Consider the following 26,647-nt stretch of genomic DNA (forward strand, 5'->3'; position numbering starts at 1 on the left):
CGGTGGCTATTCGGCGAGCACGCCGGTGTTCTGGCAGGCGTGCAGCAGCCACCGACCGTCATCCTGCCTGGTCATGACGTACAGTGGTGCGCCCTCCGAGTCCCCCTCCGGCGACCGGTAGACCTGGCGGACCTTGACGGCGGCCACGTCGGGGCGAAGGAACTGGATGTGCGCCGGCTCGTACGTGACGTCGCCGTCCCAGGTCGCGGCGGGCAGCACGGCACGGGTGAACTCGGCGATCGCGTCCAGGCCGAGGAGGACCTTGCCGTGCGCGGTGGTCCAGATCGCTTCGGGGTGGAACAGGGCGAGGAACGCGTCCGGGTCCTTGGCGCGCTGGGCGCGTTCGACGGCGGCCACGACCCGTTCGATGGCCTGGATGTCCGCCTCGGGGGCGGCCTGCGCGTTGGCTGCTGCTTCGGTGTTCATGTGGATCACTCTGGTACCTCAAGTGGCCTTGAGGTCAAGCCGGTCGGGGCGTTCCGGTGCGCAGCCCCAGGTAGTCGTCGAGGCGGGCGGAGGCGGTGAGCATCGCCAGGCCCCGGGTGGTGAGGCGCTGCTGCCAGCCGTCCAGGGCGGCGGCGAGCTCGCCGGTGCCGCCCGCGGTACGGATCTGCCGCAGCACGGTGGCGATGTGGTCCAGCAGGTAGCCGCCCCGGCGGAGCAGGTGGGCGAGTTCGGCGTCCCGGACGTCGGCGGGGAGGTAGCGGCGGTGGCCGGTGGCGCGGTCCCGGGCCGGGGTGAGGATGCCGGCGGCCTCCCAGGCCCGCAGCGTCGCGGGGGTGACGCCGAGCCGGTGTGCGACCTCGCCGACGGAGCGGGGGCCGGGCGCTGCGGGGAGCCCGGTTCCGGCGGCGGCGCCGCCGGTCAGGTGGCCGACGGCCTCGCGGACGGCGGCGAGGGTCTCCCGGTCGCGCAGCAACTGGGCGTGGCCCCGGTCGAGTTCGGTGAGGGCTTCGCCGATCCGGTCGGCGTGGACGGCGGTCATGACCGAGCCCGCGGTCGGGTACCCGTACGCCGGGACGAGGGCGAGGTAGGCGCGCAGGGCGGCGGCGTGCAGCTCGGTGTAGATCCGGTATCCGGTGGGCGTGCGCTCGGCGGGCGGGAGGCAGCCGTCGCGCTCGTAGTTGCGGATCGCCTGGGTCGAGATGCCGTGCTCGCGCGCGAGGTCGGAGGGTCGCATGGTCGTCCGGTCGTCTCCCATTCCGGGTCGGGTGGGGTGTGCGAAGCCGATCGATCGTTCGGGCTGTTTGAGGCTTTCGTCGGCGGCTGGGGGACAGAAGCGGGAAAAGTCTCAACCGTTCCTTCAAGGATACGCTTGAGGTCCATGAACCAGGACGTGTATGACTTCATCACCCCCGCGTGCGAGCTTCTGGGGCTGGGCGAGCCGACGCATCAGGAGCCGGCGTTCGGGCTGGTCCGCAACGAGCTGTTCGCCAGGCTGGTCGACCGGGGCTTCCGGTCGATCGCCCTGGAGACCGACCGGGTGGCCGCCCTCGCCGTGGACGCCTACGTCCGGGAGGGTGTCGGCACTCTCGAATCGGCGATGCGGAAGGGCTTCACGCACGGCTTCGGGGAACTCGCCCCCAACCGCCGACTCGTCGCCTGGATGCGGGAGTTCAACCGGCAGCGGCCGTCCGGGGAGCGGCTGGCCCTCCACGGCTTCGACATCCCGACCGAGAACACCAGCGCCCCCAGCCCGCGCCGCTACCTCGAATACGCCCGCGACTACCTGGGGCTCGACCTCGATGTCGCCGGTGTGGCGGGCGAGGACGAGCACTGGAGCCGTACGGAGGCGGTGATGGACCCGGCCCAGTCGCCGGGCGACACCACCGACGCCGCCCGGCTGCGCTGCCTCGCCGACGACCTTCTCCTCCAACTCCACATGCGGGCACCGGAATTGATCGGATCGACCTCGCCGGCCGAGTGGTACGAGGCCCGCGCCCGGCTGGCCGCCGGTATCGGACTGCTGCGCTACCACGCCCAGTCGGCGGTCCGGGGCCGCACCCCGAGCGCCCGGATCAGCGCCCTGCTCGGCGTGCGGGACGCGCTGATGGCGCAGAACCTCCTCGACATCCGCGAGATCGAGGCCCGGCGCGGACCGACCCTGCTCTTCGCCCACAACCGGCACGTGCAGCGGAACCCGAGCGCCTGGGCGCTGGGCGAGCTGGACTGCCGGTGGACCGGTGCGGGCCACACCGTCGGCGCGCTGCTGGGCGAGCGCTACGCCTTCGTCGCCGGGAGCCTGGGGCGCAGCGAGGCGCTCGGACTGGCCGAGCCGGCGCCGGGGACGTACGAGGCCCACCTGCGGGGACGCGGTGCGGCCTGGGAGTTGACGGACACCGCACTGCCGGCCGACGCCCGTACCCGCACCGACACCGTCCCGCGGCAGGGCTACTTCCCGCTCGACCGGGAGGTGCTCGACGGCGCGGTCGCGCTGCTGCACATCGCCGACGGCGCGGCGGTGACGGCCGGAGCCTGAGCGGCCGCCGGTCCGGGGTAGGCCTGACGCAGGTGGGCCACCAGGGCGGCGGTCGGCGGCGAGGAGGGCTGTCCGGTCGGCCAGGCGAGCGCGATCCGGACCCGGGGGACGGGGTCGGTCAGCGGACGTACGCGCAGACCGGGCAGCGGGCCCGGGTCCGGCAGCACGGCCACGCCCAGGCCGTGCGCGGCGAGTTCGGCCAACTGCGGTGGCGCGGCCGCCTCGACGCCGACCGTCGCCTCGACGCCGGCCTCGGCCAGGGCACGCTCCAGCGCCGTGCGCAGGCCGGTGCCGCGCGGGGTGCTCACCAGGGCGTGTCCGGCGAGGGCCGCGACCGGCAGCGCGTCCCGGTCGGGGGCGGCAACACCGGCCCCGCTTCCCGAGCCCCCGGCGGAGCCCGCGCCCGTGCCCGCGCCCGTGCCCGCGCCCGTGCCCGGGACCGCGCCCGAGCCGTGGACGGAGCCCGTGCCCGATCCCGCGCCCGAGGCGGGTCCCGCGCCCGAGGCGTCCGCGAGCGGATGGTCCACCGGGCAGGCCGCGACCAGCGGGACCTCCAGCACCGTGTGCAGCGCCAGCCCGCTCAGCGACGACCCGCCGTCGTCGCCCTCCGGCCCGTTCCCCGGGGTGGGCAGGCCGACCACGGCGAGGTCCAGCCGGCCGTCGCGCAGCGCGGAGAGCATCCGCGTGGTGGTGTCCTCGGTGAGCGAGAAGTCGATGCCGGGGTGTTCCTGGCGGAACGCCGCGAGCGTGGTGGCGAGCCCGGGGAAGGTCCCCAGCTCGGACGGCGGGGTCAGGGCCGCCCCGGCGACCATGCCCAGGCGCACGTGTCCGCGCCGCAGCCCGCCGAATTCCTGGGCCGCGCGGCGGGCCGCGGCCGCGGAGGCGAGCGCGGCCCGGGCGTGCGGCAGCACCGCCTCGCCGACCGGGGTGAGCCGTACGGTGCGGCCCGAGCGGTCCAGCAGCGGGTGGCCCAGCTCCCGTTCCAGCTGCCGGATCTGGGAGCTCACCCCGGGCTGGGTGAGGTGCAGCAGCCGCGCGGCCCGGGTGAAGCTGCCGTGCTGGGCGACGGTGACGAAGTACTGGAGCTGCCGCAGTTCCATAACTCCCGATCATAAGTGCCAGAACTTCCCGGTCTTGGACGGGTGTACGGTTCCGGCCGCAGGCTGGGCGCATGGAAACCGTGCCGCAGAACCAGGACACCGGGCAGATCCACTGGATCCGCGAGCAGATCGCGGCCGAGCGCCGCGAGCTCGCCCGGGTGTTCGCCGACCTCGCCCCGGAGCAGTGGAACTCGCCCTCGCTGTGCGGTGGGTGGCGGATCCGCGAGGTGGCCGCGCACATGAGCACCGGCTTCCGGCACTCGACGGCGCGCACGCTCCTCGAACTCGCCCGCTCCGGCGGCAACGTCCACCGGATGGCCGACCGGATCGCCCGCCGCGACGCGGCCGCCATGACCGAGCGCGAACTCGCCGCCGCCATGGCCGACCACGCCGACCACCCCTGGCGCCCACCGGTCGGCGGCCCGATCGCGGCCCTCGCCCACGACGTCGTCCACGGCCTCGACATCACGGTGGCGCTCGGCCTGCCCGCCCGGCTGCCGGCGGCGCGGACGAAGGCCCTGCTGGCCGGTGTCTCACCCCGCACCCTGCGGTTCTTCGGGGCCCGGCTGGACGGCGTCCGGCTGGTGGCGACGGACACCGCCTGGGCGTACGGCGACGGGTCGCTCACCGTGACGGGGCGGGCGGAGCACCTGCTGCTGCTCGCGTACGGGCGCCGGGTGCCGGAAGGCCTGCTGGCGGGGCCCGGCGCGGGACGCTTCACGGCGGACGCCACGTAGCGGCGGATCGGTGTACGGGCGTACGGGCGAACGGCGCGCTACCGGCGGTCGGTGTTCAGCCACTCGGTGAGGGTGGCGTGCAACAGCTCGACCTGGGCGCGGTCCAGGATCACCGTTGCCCGGGAGCCGGTGCCGTCCGCGCCGTCCGGGTCGTCCGGGGCGGGCCCGCCGAGGCCCAGCCGGAGGTACTCCACCGGGAGAGGCCAGCCGCCCTCAGGTTCGGGAGCGTCGCCGAACCGGACGTCCGGGTGGCAGTGGTTGGGGATCACGCCGAGTTCCAGCCGGCCCCCGCGGCGGTCGTCCTCGGCGGGGCTGACGTGCGAGCCCTGGGAGATCCTCGGGGCAGGCGCGTTGCCGTGACCGTCGTCGGCGAAGTACAGCCAGGAAGCGAAGATGGACATCCGGTTCTCCTCGGGTCTCGGACCTTGCGGGGCCGGAGCCCAGCGAGCGCCCGGGCGGCCGTCGTGCGGGTTCCGGGGGCCCGTGCCTACGATCGGAAGAAGTCCTTCCGGATGGTGGTGAGACGGAAGCCAGGTCGCCGATGGCCCCGAGGTCCGTGCAGTGGCCCCCGTACGTGCGGGTCGCGCCGTGGTTGCTGACCGCCGGCGGGCTGGTGTGGAACGCGCTGGACCCGACCGACTACTGGGGCGATCCGCTGCTGGCGGCGGCCGCCGTGCTGGCGGGCGCGCTGCTGGCGCTGCGGGACACCGTCGCGGTGGGCGCGGCGAATGTCCTCGGCATCCTGCTGCTGTCCACCCAGGACGGGTCGATCGGGACCGGGGCCGGCTTCCTGGAGCTGGCGAACACGGCGTTCGCGGCGCTGCTCGGGATCGGGGTGAACCGGGTGGTGGCCCGGCACGGGCGGCGGCTGGCACGGGTGCGGTCGGTGGCCGAGGCGGCGCAGCGGGCGGTGCTGCCGGAGCCCCCCGCGGCGGTGGGGCGGCTGTCGGTCGCGGCCTGCTACCGGGCCGCCCAGGACGAGGCACTGATCGGGGGCGACGCGTACGCGCTGCAGGTCACCCCGTACGGCGTGCGCGGGCTGATCGCCGACGTGCGGGGCAAGGGGTTGCACGCGGTCGGGGCGGTCTCGGTGCTGCTGGGCGCCTTCCGCGAGGACTCCCACCGGCTGCCGGACCTGGCCGCGCTCGCGGACGCGCTGGAGGACTCGCTGCTGCGGGAGAGCGAGCGGATGAGCGAGGAACTGCGGCTGGAGGGGTTCATCACCGCGCTGCTGGTGGAGTTCCCGCCGGGGGAGGAGAGCGTGCGCACGCTCGACTGCGGGCACCCCGGCCCGTACCTGCTGAACCCGTACCCGCGGGGCGGGGGCGAGCCCCCGGTGCGCCGGTTGGACGCGGCGGATCCGGGGCTGCCGCTGGGGATGGGCGGACTGGGCGTGGCGCGCCCGGCGCCGGAGAGCCGGCCGTTCCCGGCCGGGTGGACGCTGCTGCTGGTGACCGACGGGGTCACCGAGGCCCGGGACACGGCGGGGGAGTTCTACGACCCGGTGCTCGGGCTGGCCCCGCTGGGGCCGTTCGCCGGGCCCGGCGAGGTGCTGGACGCGCTGGTGGCGGACGTCGAGCGGTGGACCGGTGGGCCCAGGGACGACGACATGGCGGTGCTGGCGATCACCCGCCGGGCGGAGGCGGAGGCGGAGTCGGGCGGCTGAGGGCGGCTGGCGGGCGGCGGAGCAGTCGGTGGAACGGGCGGCGGAACAGGGGCGGCGAACCGGTCGGCGGAACAGGGGCGGGACGGGTGGCGGACCGGGTCGGGCTCGGGTGGTCCGTGACCGTCCGGTCACCTTGTCTACGGCTCGCTACGGTCACGCCGATATCACGATGAGGTGACGGCCTGGCCCTACTCCATGGAATCCGGCCAAGTTGAGCCTCTCCGTCCGGTGGCTGGAAAGGTGGCGTCCGAATACCGGACAAGGAAATGGACGGACGGGCCCGGAGCCGGTCGGAGTGCCCGTCGGCCGGTGCCGCCTAGGCCGACGGACGCCGCGGGCGGCGTGACGGCAGGAGAAGCGGTCATAAGGAGCGCGCAAAGGCGGGCCGGGGGAGTGGCGGGATTCGGCCGACCTGCGTTCCGTCCGGAAACGGACCTGGTGCTTGCCCCGTATCGAAGGGGTGACCGAGAGTCGCACCGATGAACGAGAAGCCCAGCCCCCGCCAGGCCCGTCTGCTCGGCCACCGCGACTTCCGGCTCCTGCTGACCGGAGCCGCGGCCGCCCAGACGGGCAGTCAGGTCACCCTGGTCGCCCTTCCCTTGGTGGCCGTGATGGTGCTCGACGCCACGCCGTTCGAGGTCGGTCTGCTGACCGCCGCCGAGACCGCCGCCTTCCTGCTCGTCGGCCTGCCCGCGGGCGCCTGGCTGGACCGGATGCGCAAGCTTCCGGTGCTGATCCGGGCCGACGTGGTGCGCTGCCTGGCCGTCGGGTCGATCCCGCCGGCTGCCGCCTTCGGGGTGCTGACCATGCCGCAGCTCTACCTGGTGGCGCTGGTCACCGGGGTGGCGACGGTCTTCTTCGACGTCGCCCACCAGTCCTTCCTGCCCGCCGTCCTGCCGCGCGAGCAACTGGTCGGCGGCAACGGCGCCCTGGAGACGGTCCGTTCCTCGGCGCAGATCGCCGGGCCGGGCCTCGGCGGCGGGCTGGTCCAGCTGCTCGGGGCGCCGCTCGCCATCGTGGCCGACGCCTGCGGCTACCTCGCCTCCGCCCTGCTGCTCGTCCGGATCAAGGTCGAGGAGCCGCGGCCGGAGCCCGAGCCGGGGCGCTCGCTGCGCGCCGAGGTCGGGGAGGGCGTGCGGTTCGTGCTCGGCCACCCGCTTTTGCGGGCGATCGCGACCGCCACCGCCACGTCCAACCTGTTCTCCGCCGTGCTGACCGCCGTACAGACGGTGTTCTGGGTACGGGTGCTCGACCTGTCGCCGGGAGCCATCGGCGTGCTGCTGTCGGTCTCCGCCGTCGGCGGACTGGCCGGCGCGCTGTGCGCCGGGCAGCTCGCCCGGTGGATCGGACAGGCCCGGCTGATCTGGCTGTCCACGGTGGTGACGGCGCCGTTCGCGCTGCTGTGGCCGCTGTCCGGAGGCGGTGCGGGCGTGGTGCTGTTCGGACTGGCCTCCGGGGTGGTGCTGTTCGGCGCGGTGGCCTACAACGTCGCCCAGGTGAGCTTCCGGCAGAGCATCTGCCCGCCGGAGCTGCTCGGCCGGATGAACGCCACCATGCGGTTCCTGGTGTGGGGCACCCTGCCGATCGGCGCCCTGATCGGCGGCGTGGTCGCCGAGGCGGCCGGGCCGCGCACCGCGCTCTGGCTCTGCGCCGCCGGCTTCCTGCTGGTGCCGCTGCCGCTGCTGCTCTCCCCGCTGCGGCGGATGCGCGAGCTGCCGGGCCCCGACCGTACGGCCGGGCAGGACGCGGACGCAGAGGCGGACGCCACCGACCAGGAGAGCGCGGTGAGCCCCGGCACGTCCTGACCGGCCGCCCCACCCGCGCCTTCCGCACCTGAACCCTTCCTGCCGACCGCACCTGAACCCTTCTGCCGACCGCACCTGAACCCTTCTGCCGACCGAACCCGATCCCGCACGTCCCGGACCCGAGCAGGGCACCGGCCGATCCCCCTGACCGATCCCCGACCCGAGCCGCGACCGGAAACCGGAGACCGTTCCCGTGCACGCCAGCATCACCGCCGCCTACCTCGCCCGGTACCGCTCCGCCGCCGCCGAATCCCCGGTGGAGCTGCTCCCGCTGACCGGCGCCCAGCGGCGCTTCCTGATCACCCGCCGACTCGCTCCGCAGAGCCGCACCGACGTCGTCCCGCTGTTCTTCGCCTACCCGCGCGGCACCCTCGACCTGGGCCGACTGGCCCGCGCCGCGGCCGCCGTGGCCGCCCACCACCCGGCGCTGTGCGGCGGATTCGCGACCGTGCGCGGCACACCCGTGCTGCGCACCGGCGGCCCCTCGGCCGAGGCCGCCCGGATCGCCGTCGCCCCCGGCGGCACCGCCCGTGCGGCGCTGCGCGAGGCCCTGTCGAACTGGCCCGGCGACGGACCCGCGCTGCGCCTGCTGGTGGCCGCGGACCCGGACGGGGACGAGGAACTGCTCGCCCTCGCACTGGACCACGCCGCCTGCGACGAGCAGTCGCTCGGCCTGCTCACCGCCGAACTCGGTACCGCGTACGAGCGGGACGAGCCACCGGCGGACCGGCCCGACCCCCGGGCGCTGGCCGACTACCGGCAGGCCGTCGAACTGCAGCTCGCCGCCGAGGACGCCGCAGGCGGCCCCGCCGCCCAGGCCCACTGGGGCCGCCGGCTGGGCGGCCTGACCGGGGCGGGCGGCGGCGCGGCGACGTCCACCGGCATGCTCACCGAGCGGCTGCCCACCGCCGGGGGCGCCGCCCGCGGCGCCGTCTTCCCGGCCCTGCTGGACGCGGTCGGCTCGGCCCTGCACCGGCTGCACGGGGCGGACGGGGTGGACGGGGCGGCCCGGCCGGAAACCGGGGGAGGGCCGCTCGCGCTCGGCTACCCGTGGGGCGGACGACCGGCGGGCGCACCCGCCGCGCTCGGCTGCTTCCTCAACACCCTGGTGCACCCGGCGACTTCGGGTCCGGTCGCGGACCTGGACGCCCTCGCGGACGCCTGGTGGGACGACCTCGACCAGGCCGGAACCCCCTTCGACGAGGTGGTCCGCGCCGCCCGCACCGCCGGGGCCCCGTGGTCGGGCGCCCTGGACGGCCTGCTCACCATGGAGGACCTGCACCGCCGTCCACCGCTGGTGCTCGGCGGCACCCCCGGCCGGGAGACCCACCTGGACGGGCGCCCGCTCGCCGCACCGCTGGCCGTCTCCGCCTCGCACGGCGACGACCTGCTGATCCGGCTGGCCTGGGACCGCGACCGCTTCCCCGAGGCCGACGCCCGGGCCGCCTTCGGCGAACTGCTCGCCGTGCTGCGGCACCACCTGCACACCCGGCCGGTCCCGGTCCCGCAGGCCTGACGCGCCCGGCCGGCCACGTCGGCCGCCCGACCGCGTCGTCCACCCGCCCGCACGGGCCTGACCGCAGGCGTCCGACCGCACGCCCCACCCCGCGGGCCCCGAACTCCCGCGACGGACCCACGACGGATCCACCACGGAGCCACGACGGATCCGCCACGACCCACCACGCCCGTTCGCGCGCGTCCGACACGCCGCCGGACGGGACCCCGGGCCCAGGGCCGCACCTCACCCCGGTACGCCCCTGGGCCGCCGGCCGGCACGGGAACACCCCACGTCCGCGTCCGGCCACCGCAGTGCCGACAAGCCCACCACACAAGGGAATCGACCATGTTCGCACTCTCTCCCTCGCAGGAGATCGTCTGGCTGCACGAGCAGATGCTGCCGGGCAGTCGCGCCTACAACTTCACCGCCGTCCTCGACCTGTGGGGCACCCTCGACCGGGACGCGCTGCGCACCGGCCTGGCCGCCGTGCTGGCCCACCACCCCGGTCTGCGGCTGGAGTTGGTGCCCAGGCCGGAGGGGCTGCCCGGCCAGCGGGTCGCCGACGTCTGCGAACCGGAGCTGCGCCACAGCGACTTCGCAGCCGAGCAGGACCCGGAGGCCACCTTCCGCCGGCTGCTCGCCGCCGAGGCCGAGGAGCCGCTGGACACCGAGCGGGCGCCGGTGCTGCGCTGGCACCTGGTCCGGCTCGGCGACGACCACCACCGGCTGATCCACGTCGAACACCACCTCGTCCACGACGGCCACTCCTTCGCGATCCTGCTGCGCGACCTGTTCACCGTCTACCGCGCCACCGTCCTCGGCGAGCCGTACGAGCTGCCCACCGCGCCCTCCTACGAGGACCACGCCCGCGCCGCCGCCGACCTCCCCCGGGACCGCGGACTCGACTTCTGGACCAAGGAGCTGACCGACGCCCCGCGCGAGGTCACCCTCCCCGGGCTGGCCCGGCCGGGTGTCGAACGGCGCCACCGCGGCGGCCAGCTGCGCCAGTCGATCGGGGCCGACCTGGCCGAGCGGCTGCGTGAGCGCAGCAAGGCCGACGGCCACACCCCGTTCAGCACCCTGCTCGCCCTGTTCGCCGAGCTGCTGCGCCGGCACAGCGGCCACCGCGAGGTGGTGATCGGCACCGCCGTCGGCAACCGCCCGGAGGGCTTCGAGGGCACCGTCGGCATGTTCGTCAACACCGTCCCGCTGCGCCTGCGGCTCGACCCGGCGGTCCCCGGCACCGACGCCGTGGACGAGGTGACCGACGTCCTGCTGCGTGCCCTGCCGTACCAGGACCTGCCGGTCCAGGAGCTGACCCGCCGGCTCGGGCTGCACACCACCGGCGCCGACAACCCGCTGTTCAACGTGATGTTCAGCGCGCACGACGCGGCACTGCCCGACGTCCAGGCGCCCGGGCTGGAGGTCTCGCTGTACGAGGGCTTCAACACCGGCACCACCCGCTTCGACCTCGACCTGGTGCTGCTGCCCGACGACCGCCGGGTGGTCGGAGAGAAGCACGGCGCCGCCGGGATGACCCTGGTCTGGGACTACGACGCCGACCTGTTCCGCGAGTCCGAGGCGGTGCTGCTGTCGGAGCGGCTGCTGGAGCTGCTGCGCTGCTACCTGGACCGCCCGCAGGCGCCGATCGCCGGGCTGGCCCCCGCGCCCGAGGCCGAACCGGCCGCCCCGGTCACCCCGGCCGCACTCGACCCGGCCGCCGCCCACGACCCGACCTCGCTCGCCCTGCTGGCCGGCACCGAGCGGATCAGCTACGGCGAACTCGACCGCAGGGTCACCGAGTTGGTCGAGCGGCTGCGCGCCGCCGGAGTCACCCCCGGCCAGCCGGTGGCCACTGTGCTGCCGCGCGGCTCCGACAGCGTGGTCGCCCTGCTCGCCTGCCTGCGGTACGGCGCCGTGTACGCGCCGCTGTCCACCGAGGACCCGGCCGCCCGGCTCGGGCTGCTGCTGGAGCGGCTCGGCCCGGCGCTCGTCCTCGCCACCCGGCAGAGCGCGCTGGCACTGCCCGCCGAGGGCGTCACCCCGGCCCTACTGGACGGCCCCGTCTTCCCGAAGGCCGAGCCCGCCGCCGCGCTGGACGGCGCCGCCTATGTGATCCACACCTCCGGCTCCACCGGCGTGCCCAAGCCCGTCCTGGTCGGCCGCGAGGCCCTCGCCGGGTACGTCGCCGCGATCGCCGACCGCTACCGGCTCACCTCCGCCGACCGGGTGCTGCTGTTCGCCCGGCCGTCCTTCGACGTGGCCCTGGAGGAGGTGCTGCCCGCCCTCACGGCCGGCGCCGCCCTCGTCGTGCCGCAGCGCGAGGTGCCCACCGGGCCCGAGCTGGTGGCCGTGCTGGCCGCCCGCGGCGTCACGGTCGCCAACCTGCCCACCAGCTACCTGCTCGCCGTCCGCGAGGACCTGCGCGAGGCGCTGCGCGACGGCCGCTGGGCGCCCCGCCTGCTGGTGCTCGGCGGCGAGCGGCTGCCCGCCCGGGCGCTGGCCGGCCTGACCGGGGCCACCACCGTGCTGAACGCCTACGGCGTCACCGAGGCCACCGTCACCTCCACCGTGTACGAGGTCACCGACGCCGACGTCGCCGAGGACGGTGAGATCCCGCTCGGCGCCGAACTCGACGGTGTGCGCATCCACGTCCTGGACGACACGCTGCGCCCGCTCGCCCCCGGCTGCGTCGGCGAACTCGTCGTCGGCGGACCCCTGTTGGCCGAGGGCTACCTGGGGCTGCCGGAGCCCACCGCGGCCCGCTTCACGACCGTCCCCGCGCTCGACGACGCCCGCGTCTACCGCACCGGTGACCGCGGCTACCGCGACCTGGACGGGCGGCTGCGCTTCCTCGGCCGCGCCGACAACCAGGTCAAGCTGCGCGGCCACCGGATCGAGCTGGAGGAGATCGAGGCCGCGGCCTCCGCCGAACTCGGCGGCCGCTCCTGCGCGGTGCTGCTGCACACCGACCCGCAGACCGGCCCCCGCCTGGTCGGCTTCCTGGAGGGCGCCGACCGCCCCGACCAGGCCGCCCTGCACGAGGCGCTCGCCCGCCGGCTGCCCGGCGGACTCGTCCCGGCGAGCTGGACGGCCGTCGCCGCGATGCCGACCCTGCCCGGCGGCAAGCCCGACCGCGCCGCCCTCGCCCGCCTGGCGGACGAGGCCCCGGAGGCGGAGGAGGTCGAGCCGAGCGAGTTCACCGACCCCGGCCAGCAGCTGATCGCCGCCGCCTGGCGCGAGGTGCTCGGCCACGACCGCTTCGCCGCGGACTCGCACTTCTTCGAGGTCGGCGGCCACTCGCTGCTCGCCGCCCAGCTCGCCGCGTACCTGGAGCCGCACCTCGGCAGCCGGCCGCCGCTGCGCACCCTCTTCCGACACGCCGTACTGGCCGACCAGGCCAAGGCCCTCACCACCGGTGGTGCCAAGTGACTTCGCCCTCCGCCGTCCTGGAAGCCGGCCACCGCGAGCTCGTCGAGGCCTTCGAGAGCTTCGTGCGCCGCGAACTCGTGCCGCTGGCAGCCGAGCTGCCCGAGACCGCCGACCAGGTCCCGGCCGACCTGCGGACCTACGTCCGCAAGCGCTCCGCCGCCCTCGGCTTCTACGCGGGCGACTACCCCGAGGAGCTCGGCGGCGCCGACATGCCGTTCACCGCCGTCGTCCTGCTGCACCACGCCGCCGGGCGCAGCGGCTGCGTGCTCGCCCCGTACGCGCTGGCCGGCTCCGACGGGCCCAGCCCGCTGCTGCGGCACGGCACCCCCGAGCAGGTCGAGCGCCACCTGGTCCCGCTGGTGCGCGGCGAGCAGACCCGCTGCCTCGCCCTCACCGAGCCGCACGCCGGCTCCGACGCGTTCCACCTCACCACCACCGCCGTGCGCGCCGGCGAGGGCTGGGTGCTGAACGGCCGCAAGACCTTCGTCAGCAACGCCGAGCACGCCGGGATCGCGCTGGTCGTCGCCGCCACCGACCTCGGCGACGGGGCCGGCCCCACGGCCGGCGCCACCGCCTTCGTGCTGCCGATGGACCAGCCCGGGCTGCGGATCGGCCAGCGCTACGAGGGGATGTCCGGCGAGCCGCTGTTCGAGCTGCTGCTGGACGGGGTCACCGCCGGCCCGGAGGCCGTGATCGGCGGCGAGGAGGGCGTCGGCGCGGCCACCGCCCTCGCCATCGACAGCCTCTCGCGCGGCCGCCTGGTGGTCGCCGCGATGTGCAACGGCATCGCCGAGCACGCGCTGCGGATCGGCGTCGAGTACGCCAAGGACCGGCGGGCCTTCGGCCGGGTGATCGGCGAGTACCAGCACATCCAGGAGCACCTGGTCGCCACCCGGGCCGAGGTCGAGGCGTCCAAGCTGCTCACCCTCGCCTGCGCCCGGCTGGTCGACGAGGGCACCGAGTCCCCCGAGAACGCGGCGCTCGCCAAGCTCACCGCCTCCGAGACCGCCGTGCGCGCGGTGGACCGCTCGCTCCAGGTGCACGGGGCCACCGGCTGGGTGCGCGGGCACCCGCTGGAGTTCCTGTACCGCTACGTCCGGATGACCACGATCATCGAGGGGACCTCGGAGGTCCAGAAGGTGATCATCGCCCGTTCCATGGGCCTGAACTGACGAAGCGTCACCTTCGTACGCGACTTCCTGGAGATGATGATGGAACACCTTGACACGAAGGTCCCGAACGCGGACGCCCCGAGCGTCGACGCCGCGAACACCGGGACTCCGAACACCGGGACTCCGAACACCGACGCCCCGAGCATCGGTTACGGCCGTCCGCACCAGGACGGCGCGGTGCTCGACCTCTTCACCACCTGGGCGCACCGCACCCCCGACGCCCCCGCCCTGATCGACGGCGAGCAGGTCTACAGCTACGCCGAACTCGACCGCCTCGCCGACACCGTGGCCGAGGCCCTGCGCGGCAAGGTCGGCCCGGGCGACCTGCTCGGCGTCTGCCTCGCCCACTCGGTCTCGCTGGTCGCCGTCACCCTGGCCGTCGCCAAGCTCGGCGCCGTCCACCTGCCGCTCGGCCCGCGCCCCGGCGAGCACCGGCTGCGCGCCGTCGCCGAGCAACTGCGCCCGGCCTGCCTGGTCGGCGAGCCGGACCTGCTGCCGCCCGGCGGCGAGCGGCTGCCGCTGGACCTGCCCACCGCCGGCGTGGTGGCCGCCCTGAACCCGGGCGAGCAGGTGCGCGTCCCGGCCGGTACCCACTACGCGGTGCTCACCTCCGGCTCCACCGGCACCCCGAAGGCCGTCGCCGTCACCGAGCCCGCGCTCGGCGCGCTGTTGCAGTGGTACCGCGGACTGACCGGCCTCGGCCCCGGGGAGCGGCACAGCTTGCTGATCGGCGTCGCCTTCGACCCGCACATGCAGGAGCTGTGGGCCGGCCTCACCTCCGGCGCGGCCCTGGTGGTCGCCCCCGAGGCGGTCCGCTGGGACACCGGTGCGCTCACCGACTGGTGGCGCGAGGCCGGCGTCACCGTGTCCATCCTGCCCACCCCGCTGGCCGAGCCCCTCCTCGGCCGGCCCTGGCCCGCCGAGTCGCCGCTGCGCCACCTGGTGATCGGCGGCGACCGGCTGCGCCGCGCCCCCGGGCCCGACGTCACCGCGACCGTCCACAACGCGTACGGCCCCGCCGAGGCCACCGTCACCACCACCGTGCACACCATGGCCCCCGGCGGCGACCACGGTGCCGGCGCCCCGCCGATCGGCCTGCCGATCGACGGCGCCGTCCTCCTGGTCACCGACGAGGACGGCCGCCCGGTGCCGCGCGGCACGGCCGGCGAGCTGCGGATCGGCGGCCGAGGCCTGGCCGCCGGGTACCTCGACCCCGAGCTGACCGCCCGCCGTTTCGTCGGCGCGCCCGCCGGCGTGGTCGGCACGGACCGGGTCTACCGCACCGGCGACCGGGTGGTCATGCGCCCGGACGGCGTGCTGGAGTTCCACGGCCGCCTCGACGACCAGGTCAAGGTCAGCGGCGTGCGGATCGAACCCGCCGAGGTCGAGGCCGCCTTCGAACGCGACCCGAAGGTGCGCCGGGCGGTGGTCGCCGCCGAGCAGGCGCCGACCGGCGGGGTCCGGCTGCTCGCCTTCGTCCAGGCCGAGGACGGCGCCGACCCCGCGGCGCTGCTCGACGCCGTCCGCCCGTGGCTGCCCGAGCAGGCCGTGCCCTCCGCCGTCCGGCTGGTGGAGCGCTTCCCGCTGGACGCCAACGGCAAGGTGGACCGCCCGGCCCTGCTGGCCGACGCGCCGGCCCCGGACGAGGAGGCCCCGGCGGACGAGGCCGGTACCCCGGTCGAGCGCACCGTACTGAAGCTCTGCCGCGGGCTGATCGGCCGTGCCGACCTCGGGCCCGAGGACAACTTCCTCGCGTCGGGCGGCAATTCGCTCGCCGCGGCAAGACTGCTGGAGGCCCTGGAGAACGAGTACGGCGTACGGCTGCGCGCCCCCCTGGTGCTGCGCCAGCCCGACCTGCGGGCCGTCGCCCGGCTGGTCGAGGAGCGGGTGGCCGATCTGGCCGCGACCGCCTGACCCCGCCCGAACCTCCTCAGCGGGGCGCCCCGGCCCACCCGGCCGGGGCGCCCGGAAGGGAACCACCCATGACCACCAGGACCACCGCGCACCGCGCGCACCCCGCGACCTCCGCGCATCCCGCGACCCCCGCGGCTCCGCTCGACCGGACCACCGAAGCCCCGCCAGCCCTGCCCACCCCGCTGCCCGCCCTGGTCGCCCGGCAGGCCGAGCAGCGGCCCGACGCGCTCGCCGTGACCGACGGCTCCACCGTCCTGACCTACCGCGAACTCGTCGACGCCGCCGGTCGGTTGGCCGCCGTCCTGGCCGATCGGGGGATCGGCCCCGGCAGCGCCGTCGCCCTGCTGTGCGCCCGCTCGACCCGATTCGTCGTCGCCCAGCTCGCCGTCTGGCGGGCCGGCGCACTGGTCGTCCCGCTCGACCCGGCCTACCCGCGCCCGCGGATCGCCGAAATGATCGCCGACGCGGACGTCCGGCTCGTCCTCGGCGACAAGGGACTGCTCGCCGAGGCCGGGCTCCCCGAGGACCGCACCCTGGCGCTGACCGAGCGCGGCACCGAGGCCGCCGACGGCACGGCGCCCGACGCCGCCGACCCGGCCGCGCCCGCCCTGCTCTACTACACCTCCGGCTCCACCGGCCGCCCCAAGGGCGTCCTCGTCCCGCACAGCGCCGTCGCCGACCTGGCCACCGCCGAGGACTCGATCGGCCTCGGCCCACGCGACCGGGTGCTCTTCCACTCCACCGTCTCCTTCGACGCCACCACCTTCGAACTGTGGGCCCCGCTCGCCCGGGGCGCCGCCGTGGCCGTCTCCCCGAGCGAGCGCCCCAGCGCCGAGGACCTGGTCCGCGACGTCGAGAGCTTCGGCGTCACCACCGTCTTCCTCACCACCGCGCTCTTCCACCACCTGGCCGCCCGGCGGTCCCGGGTCTTCGGCGTGCTGCGCACCCTGGTCGTCGGCGGCGAGGCACTCTCCTCCGAGTACGCGGGCGCCGTGCTGCAGGCCTTCCCGTGGCTCGAACTGATCAACGCGTACGGGCCGACCGAGGCCACCACCTTCACCACCCTGCACCGGGTCACCCGGGCCGACTGCGCCGGATCCGTCCCGATCGGCCGGGCCTTCGGCGGCACCCGGGCGTACGTCCTGGACGAGCGGCTCGCGCCGGTGGCGCCGGGCAGCGTCGGCGAACTGTGGATCGCCGGCGACCGGCTGGCCCTCGGCTACCTCGACCGGCCGGAGCTGACCGCCGAGCGCTTCCGCGAACTGCCCGGCATCGGACGCGCCTACCGCAGCGGCGACCGGGTCGCCGAACGGCCGGACGGCGCCCTGGAGTACCACGGGCGCACCGACGACCAGGTCAAGGTGCGCGGCTTCCGGATCGAACCCGGCGAGGTCGAGCACGCGCTGCTCCAACTGCCCGAGGTCGCCGAGGCGGCGGTCGTGGTCCGCCGCGCCGGACAGGTCGACGCCGCGCTCACCGCCTGCCTGGTCCTCGCCGAGGGCTCCCGCCCGGCCGTCGAGGCGCTGCGGGCCGCTCTGGCCGAGCGGCTGCCCGCCCACCTGGTGCCCACCGCCTGGACGGTGCTCGCCGCGCTGCCGCTGACCGGCAGCGGAAAGGTGGACCGGCGGGCGCTGGCCGCCGACGAACCGGACGGGGCACAGCCGTCCGCCGCCGCCGAACTCGGCCCGATCGAACAGGTCGTCGCCGAGGCGTGGAGCCGCGCCCTGGAACGCCCGATCACCGACCCGTCCGCCGACTTCCTCGCCGAGGGCGGGCACTCGCTGCTCGCCATGTGGGTGGTGGACGACCTGCGCGAGGACCTCGGGGTCGAGCTGTCGCTCGCCGACTTCCTCGGCCACCCGACCGTCGCCGCCCAGGCCGAGCTGCTGGAGCGCGCCCTGCGGGCCGCCGACGACACCCCCGGAGCCGACCGATGACCACCGTCGACCAGAGCGACCTGCTGCGCCGCGCCCGCAACCGCCGCGCCGCCACCCCCGTCACCTTCGCACCGCAGACCGGCCCCGCCGAATCGACCGGCCCCGCCCCGCTCTCGCACGCCCAGCAGCGGATGTGGCTGATGGACCACCTCGGCCAGGGCGGCGCCCTCTACAACGTGCCGGTCGCCACCCGGCTGCGCGGCCCGCTCGACCGGGCGGCCCTCGCCACCGCGATCACCGGCCTGACCGAGCGGCACGCCGTCCTGCGCACCCGCTACCCGCGCCGGGGCGACGAGCCGTACCAGCAGATCGACCCGGTCGTCCCGGTGCCGCTGCCGGTCCTGGACGCCACCGGCCCGGAGCAGCTCGCCGCCGAGGCCGCCCGGCCGTTCGACCTCGCCACCGGCCCGGTGCTGCGGGCCCTGCTCCTGCGGCACGGCCCCGACGACCACACGCTGCTGCTGACCATCCATCACATCGCGGTGGACGGCGGAACGTTGGGCCTCCTCACCTCGGACCTCGCCGAGCTGTACCGCGCCGCGCGCGACGGCGAGCCGAACCGGCTCCCGCCGCCGGCCCCCTCGTACGCCGACTACGCCCGCCAGGAACGCGCCCGCGAGGCCGAGCTGACGGCCAGCGCCGGCGTCCTCGCGGCCAGGCTGTCCGGCGCCCGGCCGCTGCCCCTGCTGCGGCCCGTCCCGCCCGGCGCCCGGGAGCGCCGCGCCGCGCTGCACGCCGCCCCGCTGGATCCCGCCGTGGTGGAACAGCTGCGCGTCCTCGGCGCGCGGCACGGCGCCACGCTGTACACCGTCGTGCTGGCCGCCGCCTTCGCCGCGCTGGGCATCGCCTCCGGGCAGGACGACCTCGTCCTCGGCTGCGCCAGCGGCCACCGGGCGCGGCCCGAGTTCCGCCGGACCGTCGGGCTCGCGGTCAACACCCTCGCCGTGCGGGCGAATCCGTCCGGGGACCCGTCGTTCACCGAGCTGCTCGCCCTGGTCCGCACCGCCCTGCTCGACGCCCAGCAGCACCACGAGGTGCCCCTCGACCTGGTGGTCGAGCGGCTCGGCGCGGCCGCGCGCGGCGCGGACGGCACGCCGCTGCTCTCGGTCAGCTGCGACCTGGTCCAGACCGTCGACCCGCTGGCGCTGCCGGGCCTCGACACCGAGAACGTGGAACTCGACCTGGGTCTGGCCAAGTTCGGCATCACCCTGCTGCTGGAGGACGGCCCGGGGCCGCGCTGCCTGCTGCAGCACGACCGGGACGCGCTGGACCCGGACACCGCCGCCCGGCTGCTCGGCGCCTTCGCCGAACTGCTCACCGCCGTGGCCGCCGACCCGGAACGGCGGCTGTCCGAACTGCCCGGAGAGCGGTTGACGGCCGCCGAACACCCGGTCGTGGAAGCCCTGTCGGCCGATCCGGCGGTGGTCGAGGCGGCCGTGGTCGAGAACCCGGACGGCCCGCCGCTCGCCTACGCGGTGGTCCGCGGGCCGGTCGCGCCGAGCGGCAGCGCCCTGCGGGCCACCCTTCGCGGGCGCCTGCCGGCCGCCGAACTGCCGCTCGCGGTCACCCTCGTGGACCGGCTGCCCCGCCGCCCCGACGGCACCCCCGACCGCGACCGGCTGCCCGGCGCCACCGTGCTGCCCGGCGCCACCGTTTTGCCCGGCGCCACCGCGGCGGCGGAGGGCCCGCTGGAGGCAGGCCCGCTGGACGTCGTACGGCAGGCCTTCGGCGAACTCCTCGGCACGACCCCGCCCGCCGACGGCGACTTCTTCGCCCTCGGCGGCCACTCCCTGGTCGCCGTCCAGCTCGCCGAACGCCTGCGCACCCGTACCGGGCTGCCGCTCACCGGCCTCGACATCCTGGAGCAGCGCACCCCGCGCGCCCTCGCCGCCCTGCTCGCCACCCGCACGGACGAGCGCCGCGCGGCCCTCGCCCAGGCCGGTGCCCGTTCGCGGACCACCGGCGCCCGCACCGGCACCGTCCTGCTCACCGGCGCCACCGGCGGGGTCGGCGCGGCCGTGCTCCAGGAGCTGATGGCCCAGGGCCGGCCGGTCCGGGTCCTGGTCCGGCCGGAGTCCGCGCACCTGCCCGCGCTGAACGGCGCCGAGGTGGCGGAAGGCGACCTCGGCGACCTCGACAGCCTGCGCCGGGCCGTCGACGGCGTCGACGCCGTCATCCACTCCGCCTGCACCTTCACCGACCACGCCACCGACCTCGCCGCCATGCGCGCCCTGGTCGACGGCTGGCGGGGCGGCCCGTTCGTCTTCGTCAGCAGCATCGACGCGTACGGCCGCCCGGCCGGCACCGAGGTCCCCGAGGGCGGCCCCAGCAGCGCACCCGTCACCCCGTACGGGCAGGCCAAGCTGGACTGCGAGCGGATCCTCTTCGAGGCCGCCGCGACCGGCCGGGGCCAGGCCGTGGCCGTCCGCTCCCCGATCGTCTGGGGCCCGCACCACCGCCTGCGCGACCAGCTCCGCTGGGGCGCCACCGGCCCCCTCTACCAGGCCGCCCTGGCCGGCCGGCCGATCGGCCTGCCGGACGCCGAGGAGTGGCACGGAGCCTCCTGGGTGCACTCCGCCGCCCTGGCCCGCGCCCTCGGCGCCTGCCTCACCCCGGACCACCCCGCCGCCGGCCGGGTCGTCAACGCGGTGAGCGGGCACCTCTCCTGGGCCGACTTCACCGCCGAACTGGTCCGCCTGCTCGGCTCCGACAGCCCGATCGCCGCCACCCCCGACGCCGACGGGGAACTCCGCCGCCCCTGGCACTACCGGGCGGACACCCTGGCCGGCCCGCTCGCCCCCGAGCCCGGCGAGGACTGGCGCAGCGTCCTGGCGGCCATGGTCCGCTGACCCCCCGGTCGCGGGCGGCGGAGGCCGATGGTTCCGGCCCCCTCCGCCCGCTACCGCAGCCGCCGCAGGCGGGAGTTGGCGATGTTACGGGTGCGCCGGGTGCGGCCGTTCTCGGCGAGCAGGCCCAGCGCGGCCCGGTCGGGCGACTCCTCGGCGAGGCGTCCCTGGAGCCAGTTCTCCGCCGCGAGCAGCTGCTCCTCCTCCCACGGCTCGCCCAGGGCCGTCGCCCGCAGCAGCGCCCAGTCCCGCAGGCGCCGGGCGGCGAACGCGTCGGCCGCCACTGCGCCCGCCAGCTCCCGCCGCCAGGCCGGGAAGCCCGGGTCCGTCAGCAGTTCCGCCGCGCGCCGGTCCAGGTACTCGCAGACCGCGCAGCTCGCCATCGGGCGCTCGGGGTCGGTGAGCACCCGGGCCGCGAGGGCGGCCGCATCCTCGGGAGCCACGTCCGCGAAGGCCCGGCGGTAGCGTGCGAATCGCACGTGCTCGTCCGGCTCGAAGCCTTCCGAGCCGGCCGCTGCTGTCTCGGTCACCGGGGTTCTCTCTTCCGTCCTGTCGTGGCCGCTTGCCCGCCCGATGGTCGCACGGCCGGTGGAGGGCGGGTCCGGCGCCTCCGCCGGTGGCCTCCTTGACCTCAAGTCGGCTTGAGCTCCTAGCCTTCACCCGATCGATCGTCGGGCGACAGGAGAGACCGCATGATTCTCGTGACCGGAGCCACCGGCAACATCGGACGTTCCCTGCTGGAGGAGCTGCGGGCCTGCGGGGCCGGCCCCCTGCGGGGCCTCACCCGGGACGGCGCCCGGGCCCGGTTCCCCGAGGGCGTGGAGGTGCGCGAGGGCGACCTCGCCGACCCGGCCTCCCTGGCGCCCGCCCTCGACGGGGTGCGCTCGCTGTTCCTGGTGTCGCGGATCGGCTCCGATGCCGGGATCCTCGACGCCGCCCGCCGCGCCGGCGTCGAGCACGTGGTGCTGGTGTCGTCCGTCACCGTCGAGACGCATCCGCACCTGGGCCCCGCCCGGGAGAACGCGGACGTCGAGCGGCTGGTCATGGACAGCGGCATGGCGTGGACGGTCCTGCGGCCGACCCAGTTCGCCTCCAACGCCCTGTGGTGGGCGCCGGCGATCCGCGAGCGGGGGACGGTCCGCGTGCCGTACGCGGACACCGGACTGCCCACGATCCACCCCGCGGACATCGCGGCGGTGGCGCGGGTGGCGCTGACCGGGCCCGGCCACCGGGGACGGGTGTACGCGCTGACCGGGCCGGAGCGGGTGACGGCCCGGCAGCAGGTGGCGGCCATCGCGGCGGCCCTCGGGCGGGCGGTGCCCCTCGCGGTGATCGGCCGGGAGGAGGCCCGGCGGGAGCTGGCCGAAGCCCTGGGAGCCGAGGCGGCGGACGCGGTGCTCGACGTGACGGGCGGGGACGTCAACGACGGCCTGGTGGAGGTGCGCGACACCGTCGAGCGGGTCACCGGATCCCCCGCCAGGCCGTTCCACCACTGGGTCGCCGAGAACGTCGCCGCCTTCCGCTGACGAGCCCCCCGCACGGGCCGGGCACGCCCCGCCCGGCCCCCGGCCCCCGGCGCTCAGCCGATGGTCACCACCCGGGCCCACTCCGGCGGGGCGTCCGGCCGGTAGTCCGGCCGGTTCTCGTTGTACCGGACCGGCCTCGGGAAGAGGCCGACCACGGTGCGGCAGGGCGGGGCGGCGGAGGGCCACGGGGTCTGGCCGTCGGTCAGGACCACCACCACGTCCGGGCGGGGGTGGCCGCGCAGGGCGGTGCGGAAGCCGGTGCGCAGGTCGGTGCCGCCGCCACCGATCAGCGGGATGCCCTCGGCCCGGCAGAGCCGGTGGACGGCCTCGGCGGCCGCGTCGCAGGGGACGACGGTGACCTGGTCGCGGCGGCCGCCGACGGCCCGGCCGATCGCCGCGACCTCCAGCAGTGCGCTGCCCAGTTCCTCGTCCGAGACCGACCCGGAGGTGTCGATGATCACCGAGACCCTCGGTGGGCGCCGCCGAAGGCTCGGCAGCAGAACGCCCGGCACCCCGGCCGAGCGGCGGGCGGGGCGGCCGTAGCTGTAGTCCTCGCCCGCGCCGGGGCCCGAGACCGCCGAGCGCACAGCCGCGCCCAGCAACTGCCGCCACGGCTGCGGCGGGTGGAACGCCTCCTCGGCCCAGCGCTTCCAGCCGGCCGGGGCGTTGCCGGGGCGGGCCCGGATGCCCTCGGCGACCCGGAAGCGGACGGCGTCGCGCTCCTGGGCGGTGAGCCCGTGGGCGCCGTCGGGGCCGAGCTCCCACGGGCGGTCGAGGCCGTCGGCGCCGCTGCCGCACTCCAGCCAGGCGGCCTGCAGGCTGCGCGGGTGGAAGCGGTACCGGCGCAGGTACTCCTCCATGAGCAGTCCGTCCGGCAGCAGGAGCATCACCGGCCGGACGGCGCCGGCCGGGCGGGCCAGTCCGTCCCCGTAGACGTCGTCGTTGATCTCGCAGTCGGCGGCGATGTTCATCCGCAGCCGGGCGGCCGGGCCCTCCAGGCCGAGCTCCCGGGCGATCCGGTCGCCGCGACCGTGGTGGTCGCGCAGCAGGTGCGAGACCTCGTGCACCCAGACACCGGCCAGCTGTTCCACGGGCGTGCGGGCGACGAAGGCCGGCGAGGCGTAGCAGCGCCAGTACCGGTCCACGGCCATGGTCGGCACCTGCCGGGACTCCACCAGGTGGAGCGCGAACAGTGCCGTCGCCAGGTACGGCCGGACCCGGGCGGCGTGCAGCCGGGCGGCGTACAGCTTCTCGACGTCCAGCGGCGCGATCGCCGTGCCCGTCGCCGTGCCCGCGGTGCCCGTCGCCGTGCCCGTCGTCGTGCCGTTCATGGCCGCACCGCCCCGGGCTTCCGGGCACCGACGAGGTCGGCCCGGCGGGAGACCGCCAGTGCCGGGGCGAGCCGTTCGATCGCCGCCGGCACGTCCCAGTCCTCCCGGCGCAGCGAGGCCAGCGTGGTGGCCGGGACGACCAGAAGGTCCGGCGCGCCGGTCTCCAGCGCCCGGACCAGCAGGGCCCAGGCCGCGTCCCAGCGCGTCCGGTCGGGCCGGTTGCGGACCGCCGCGACCACCCCGTCCAGCACCGCCTGGCGCAGGTCTCCGCGATCGGGCAGCAGCGCGGCGCCCGGGTCGGCGAGCAGGTCCTCCGGGTCCGGCAGGTCCATCCGGTCCAGGTGCGCCATTAGCTCCAGCCCCGGACCGTCGCCGACCGCGCCGCGCACCAGCAGCGACAGCACCTCCCGGGAGGAACCGGCCGCGGTCGCGAAGGCGACCAGCCGCAGCGTCATGTCCCAGCTGCGCGGGGACGGCCAGGCGCCGCCGCGCCGGGTGTCGGTGGCGGGCAGCCGGTGCACCAGCTCGGGACGGGCGGCCAGCAGCCCGCACACCGAGCGCCGGGCCAGCGCGACGGCCGCCGACAGCGCCTGCGGGTCGAGCCGGGGCAGGGTGGCCACGGGCCAGACGCCGCCGAGGCCGCGCACCACCACCTCGTGGTCGTGCACCCACTGGAGGTGGACGAAGCGGTTGGCCAGCGGCGGGCTGAGCTCCCAGCCGTCGGCCGCCGAGGAGCGCGGGTTCGCGGCGGCCACGATCCGTACCCCGGGCGGGAGTTGCAGGGTGCCGATGCGCCGTTCCAGGACCAGTCGGAGCAGGGCGGCCTGGACGGCGGGCGGCGCGGTGGACAGCTCGTCCAGGAACAGGAGTCCGTGCCCGGCCCGCACCAGGCGCACCGCCCAGTCCGGCGGGGCCATCGGGACGCCCTGCTGTGCCGGGTCGTCGCCGACGATGGGCAGCCCGGAGAAGTCGGAGGGCTCGTGGACGCTGGCGATGACCGTGGTCAGCGGCAGCTCCAGGGCCTCGGCGAGCTGGTTGAGAGCGGCGGTCTTGCCGATGCCGGGCTCGCCCCAGAGCAGGACGGGCAGGTCGGCGGCGACGGCCAGGGTGAGCGCTTCCAGCTGGGTGTCGGCGCGCGGCTCGGTGGTGGTGTCGGCCAGCAGGTCGAGCAGCCGGCGGGCGGTGTCGAGGCGAGTGGAACCGGGACGGGAGGGGGCGGGGTGGGCGGTGCCGAGTCCGGCCGCGTCGGAGCCGGCTGCGTCGAGGAGGGCGGTTCCGGGCATGGGTGATCACCTCAAGGTGTGGAAGGGGCTTCGGTGGTGAACGGCGGGGCGCCGGGGTCAGCGGAGCGAGGTCAGGCGCGGGTGAGCCCGGAACGAGCCGTGGCGCGGGCGGGGACGGGAGGCCGGACCGTGCGGGCGCGAGCCGTACCGCACGCGCGGCGACGGGCGGTCGACGACTTCGGGCCCGGTCAGCCCGGACCGGTAGAGGCCGTACGCGATCCGCCGCTCGGCGGCCGCCGCCAGTTCGTCCCGCAGCGGCCCTTCGCGCAGCACCGCCTCCGGGCCGAGCAGGGCCTCGACCACGGCCAGTGCCCCGGCGAAGTCGCCGTGGTCCAACCGCTCGCGCACACCGTCCAGTTGGTCGGGTCTCCGGTGTGCCAGGTCGATGGTCCGCAGGCAGGGCAGCGGGGTGCCGGAGAGGGCGGCGAGCAGCTCCTCGCGGCGCAGTTCGGCCGGGTCGTGGTCGAGCGGGGCGAGCACCCCGTCGACCAGCCCGATCCGGTGGCGCGCCCCTCGGCAGTCCACCGTCCGCTCGGCCGGGGGCGGGGCGCCGGTCCGCGCGGACGGGCCGGGCAGGTGCCCGGGCGCCAGCGCGGCCGCGACCAGCGGATGCAGCCGGCCGGCCTCGATCGCACCGCTGCGGAGCAGGTCGAGGTCGGGCGGCACCCAGGTCGCGGCATCGGGCAGCAGCGGCAGCCCCGAGAGGTCCCCGGAGGCCTGCGCCGTCGACCCGTCCGGCCGGAGCAGCAGCCGCCGCCGGTGCCCGAGCCGCACCACGACGGGACCGGCGGGGAGGCCGTCGGCGCGCAGCAGCAGCTCGGCCTCGGCGGCCCAGCGGTCGACGGCGCAGCGCAGCGGCGGATCGCCGAGGTTCATGCCCGGCAGGCCCGTTGGCGGATCCGCCGCGCCGGAGCGGACGGCCAGCTCCGCGCTGCGCCCGGCGTCCCAGAGGTGCCGGTGCAGGTCGTAGCGGAACCGGCGGCCGGGACGCGGCCGCGGGTGCGGCGACCGGGCGTCGTGCCCGGAGCCGTCCCAGAGCTCCAGGCCGACCCGCTGCCCGTACTCCGCCCAACCGGGCGGTGTGCGGACCACCAGGAAGACCGGCGGCTCGCCCGGGTACCGGGCCAGCGGCACGGTGAGCCCGGGCCGCAGCAGCCCGTCGGGGGCGGATCTCGGCAGGTGCCAGCGCAGCAACTCCGGGGCCAGGCAGCGGAGATCGGACCGGACCCGGTCGGCGAGCTCCCGGCCGTGGACGCGGGCGACGTCCCGCAGACGGAAGTCGACCTCGACGTTGGCCGCGGCGCAGGCCCCGGCCCAGTCGCCGGACAGGCGGCGGGAGGTGGCGGTTTCGATCATGGAGGGCGGTACGGCGTACTCGCGTACGCGCCGCCAGAAGGAGAGGCGGGAGTCGTTCCCGTGCGCGGGGTGAGTGGGCATCAGCACTCACTCTTCGCGGACGGGACCCCCATTCTGTGAGCAGCGTGAGTGGTCATCGCCGGGAGCATAGCGTCCCGCACCGCCGCCCGCCACACCGTTGCGCCGCCCGGCCGTTCCGCTGCTCGGCCTTCCGCCGCCCGGCCGGGCGCTCAAGGGCCGCTGGAGGCCAGGTCGAGGCGGGTGGTCCGGGGCGGCCCGGGTGTGTTCTGGTGGAGGGCGGAGGGCGCGCGCGGGGGCGTAGACGCTGGCGCATGGAGCTGAGTGCGGAGGCTATGGTTCGCCGGCCCGGAGTGGCCTTGACTGGTGGACACGAGGACGGACGCGCAGGGTTCACGGAACCCGGCCGGTCCGACGATCCGAACAGGCTCCTACTCCGAGTGAGGGTGATTGTGATGGCTGGTGTGGTGGATCTCGCGGTCGGGTCCGGTGTGGTGCTGGTGGTCGGTGGGACGGGGAAGACGGGTCGTCGGGTGGCGGACCGGCT

General features: G+C 76.2%; 19 protein-coding genes. 11 read left to right on the forward strand and 8 right to left on the reverse strand.

The genetic code is table 11. From position 1 onward, the window contains the following. Positions 1-6 precede the first annotated feature (6 nt). Both ACZ6EM_RS32185 and ACZ6EM_RS32190 read right to left on the reverse strand, forming a co-directional pair. Complete coding sequence (locus ACZ6EM_RS32185) at positions 7-426, reverse strand: SgcJ/EcaC family oxidoreductase (protein WP_465773891.1); 420 nt, start codon at positions 424-426, stop codon at positions 7-9. Between the two features lie 34 nt (positions 427-460). Further along, positions 461-1,180, reverse strand: a complete 720-nt coding sequence (locus tag ACZ6EM_RS32190) for a TioE family transcriptional regulator (protein WP_401051905.1) — start codon at positions 1,178-1,180, stop codon at positions 461-463. Between the two features lie 144 nt (positions 1,181-1,324). On the opposite strand from ACZ6EM_RS32190, the gene ACZ6EM_RS32195 reads away from it, so the two are divergent. After that, positions 1,325-2,479, forward strand: coding sequence for an erythromycin esterase family protein (locus ACZ6EM_RS32195; RefSeq protein WP_465773892.1), 1,155 nt, complete (start codon positions 1,325-1,327; stop codon positions 2,477-2,479). Here ACZ6EM_RS32195 and ACZ6EM_RS32200 read toward each other — a convergent pair. Continuing rightward, positions 2,392-3,579 (reverse strand): LysR family transcriptional regulator, encoded by a 1,188-nt coding sequence (locus tag ACZ6EM_RS32200; RefSeq protein ID WP_465773893.1) that lies wholly within the window; start codon positions 3,577-3,579, stop codon positions 2,392-2,394. The genes ACZ6EM_RS32195 and ACZ6EM_RS32200 overlap by 88 nt on opposite strands. A 71-nt stretch (positions 3,580-3,650) precedes the next feature. Here ACZ6EM_RS32200 and ACZ6EM_RS32205 point away from each other — a divergent pair, with 71 nt between their 5' ends. Next, complete coding sequence (locus ACZ6EM_RS32205) at positions 3,651-4,316, forward strand: maleylpyruvate isomerase family mycothiol-dependent enzyme (RefSeq protein WP_465773894.1); 666 nt, start codon at positions 3,651-3,653, stop codon at positions 4,314-4,316. 38 nt (positions 4,317-4,354) lie between these two features. Here ACZ6EM_RS32205 and ACZ6EM_RS32210 read toward each other — a convergent pair whose 3' ends face one another. Next, positions 4,355-4,717: a hypothetical protein gene (locus ACZ6EM_RS32210; protein WP_465773895.1), complete on the reverse strand. Its 363-nt coding sequence runs from the start codon at positions 4,715-4,717 to the stop codon at positions 4,355-4,357. 140 nt (positions 4,718-4,857) lie between these two features. Here ACZ6EM_RS32210 and ACZ6EM_RS32215 point away from each other — a divergent pair, with 140 nt between their 5' ends. The 8 genes from ACZ6EM_RS32215 to ACZ6EM_RS32250 all read left to right on the forward strand — a co-directional run bounded on the left by ACZ6EM_RS32215 (position 4,858) and on the right by ACZ6EM_RS32250 (position 20,589). After that, a complete protein-coding gene (locus tag ACZ6EM_RS32215; RefSeq protein WP_452177762.1) occupies positions 4,858-5,982 on the forward strand; it encodes a PP2C family protein-serine/threonine phosphatase in 1,125 nt (374 codons plus the stop codon). Between the two features lie 479 nt (positions 5,983-6,461). Next, entirely contained in the window at positions 6,462-7,787 is a 1,326-nt protein-coding gene (locus ACZ6EM_RS32220; RefSeq protein ID WP_401053623.1) for an MFS transporter, read from the forward strand. A gap of 193 nt (positions 7,788-7,980) precedes the next feature. After that, the gene (locus tag ACZ6EM_RS32225) at positions 7,981-9,303 is read left to right on the forward strand and encodes a non-ribosomal peptide synthetase (protein WP_465773896.1); all 1,323 of its coding nucleotides are present in this window, start codon (positions 7,981-7,983) and stop codon (positions 9,301-9,303) included. Between the two features lie 327 nt (positions 9,304-9,630). Beyond that, positions 9,631-12,717, forward strand: a complete 3,087-nt coding sequence (locus ACZ6EM_RS32230; RefSeq protein ID WP_465773897.1) for a non-ribosomal peptide synthetase — start codon at positions 9,631-9,633, stop codon at positions 12,715-12,717. Continuing rightward, positions 12,714-13,889 (forward strand): acyl-CoA dehydrogenase family protein, encoded by a 1,176-nt coding sequence (locus ACZ6EM_RS32235; RefSeq protein WP_401047103.1) that lies wholly within the window; start codon positions 12,714-12,716, stop codon positions 13,887-13,889. The genes ACZ6EM_RS32230 and ACZ6EM_RS32235 overlap by 4 nt, the downstream gene beginning before the upstream one ends. A 39-nt stretch (positions 13,890-13,928) precedes the next feature. Next, positions 13,929-15,803, forward strand: a complete 1,875-nt coding sequence (locus tag ACZ6EM_RS32240; RefSeq protein ID WP_465773898.1) for an amino acid adenylation domain-containing protein — start codon at positions 13,929-13,931, stop codon at positions 15,801-15,803. 68 nt (positions 15,804-15,871) lie between these two features. Further along, positions 15,872-17,740: a non-ribosomal peptide synthetase gene (locus ACZ6EM_RS32245; protein WP_401047109.1), complete on the forward strand. Its 1,869-nt coding sequence runs from the start codon at positions 15,872-15,874 to the stop codon at positions 17,738-17,740. Beyond that, entirely contained in the window at positions 17,737-20,589 is a 2,853-nt protein-coding gene (locus ACZ6EM_RS32250) for a condensation domain-containing protein (RefSeq protein WP_465773899.1), read from the forward strand. The genes ACZ6EM_RS32245 and ACZ6EM_RS32250 overlap by 4 nt, the downstream gene beginning before the upstream one ends. Before the next feature lie 50 nt (positions 20,590-20,639). On the opposite strand, the gene ACZ6EM_RS32255 is transcribed toward ACZ6EM_RS32250, so the two are convergent. Beyond that, entirely contained in the window at positions 20,640-21,116 is a 477-nt protein-coding gene (locus ACZ6EM_RS32255; RefSeq protein WP_401055427.1) for a hypothetical protein, read from the reverse strand. Positions 21,117-21,278: 162 nt separating this feature from the next. Here ACZ6EM_RS32255 and ACZ6EM_RS32260 point away from each other — a divergent pair, with 162 nt between their 5' ends. Next, complete coding sequence (locus ACZ6EM_RS32260; RefSeq protein ID WP_465773900.1) at positions 21,279-22,112, forward strand: SDR family oxidoreductase; 834 nt, start codon at positions 21,279-21,281, stop codon at positions 22,110-22,112. Between the two features lie 53 nt (positions 22,113-22,165). Here the strand turns inward: ACZ6EM_RS32260 and ACZ6EM_RS32265 are convergent, their stop codons facing one another. Genes ACZ6EM_RS32265 through ACZ6EM_RS32275 form a run of 3 tightly spaced genes read right to left on the reverse strand, consistent with a single transcriptional unit; the run spans position 22,166 to position 26,163 of the window. Further along, entirely contained in the window at positions 22,166-23,443 is a 1,278-nt protein-coding gene (locus ACZ6EM_RS32265) for a vWA domain-containing protein (protein ID WP_465773901.1), read from the reverse strand. Continuing rightward, positions 23,440-24,726, reverse strand: a complete 1,287-nt coding sequence (locus ACZ6EM_RS32270; protein WP_465773902.1) for an AAA family ATPase — start codon at positions 24,724-24,726, stop codon at positions 23,440-23,442. The genes ACZ6EM_RS32265 and ACZ6EM_RS32270 overlap by 4 nt, the downstream gene beginning before the upstream one ends. A 57-nt stretch (positions 24,727-24,783) precedes the next feature. Beyond that, positions 24,784-26,163 carry a hypothetical protein gene (locus ACZ6EM_RS32275; RefSeq protein WP_465773903.1) on the reverse strand — a complete coding sequence of 460 codons (1,380 nt, stop codon included), beginning with the start codon at positions 26,161-26,163 and terminating at the stop codon, positions 24,784-24,786. Between the last annotated feature and the right edge of the window lie 484 nt (positions 26,164-26,647).

The sequence above is a fragment of the Kitasatospora sp. NPDC041917 genome (assembly GCF_055589745.1).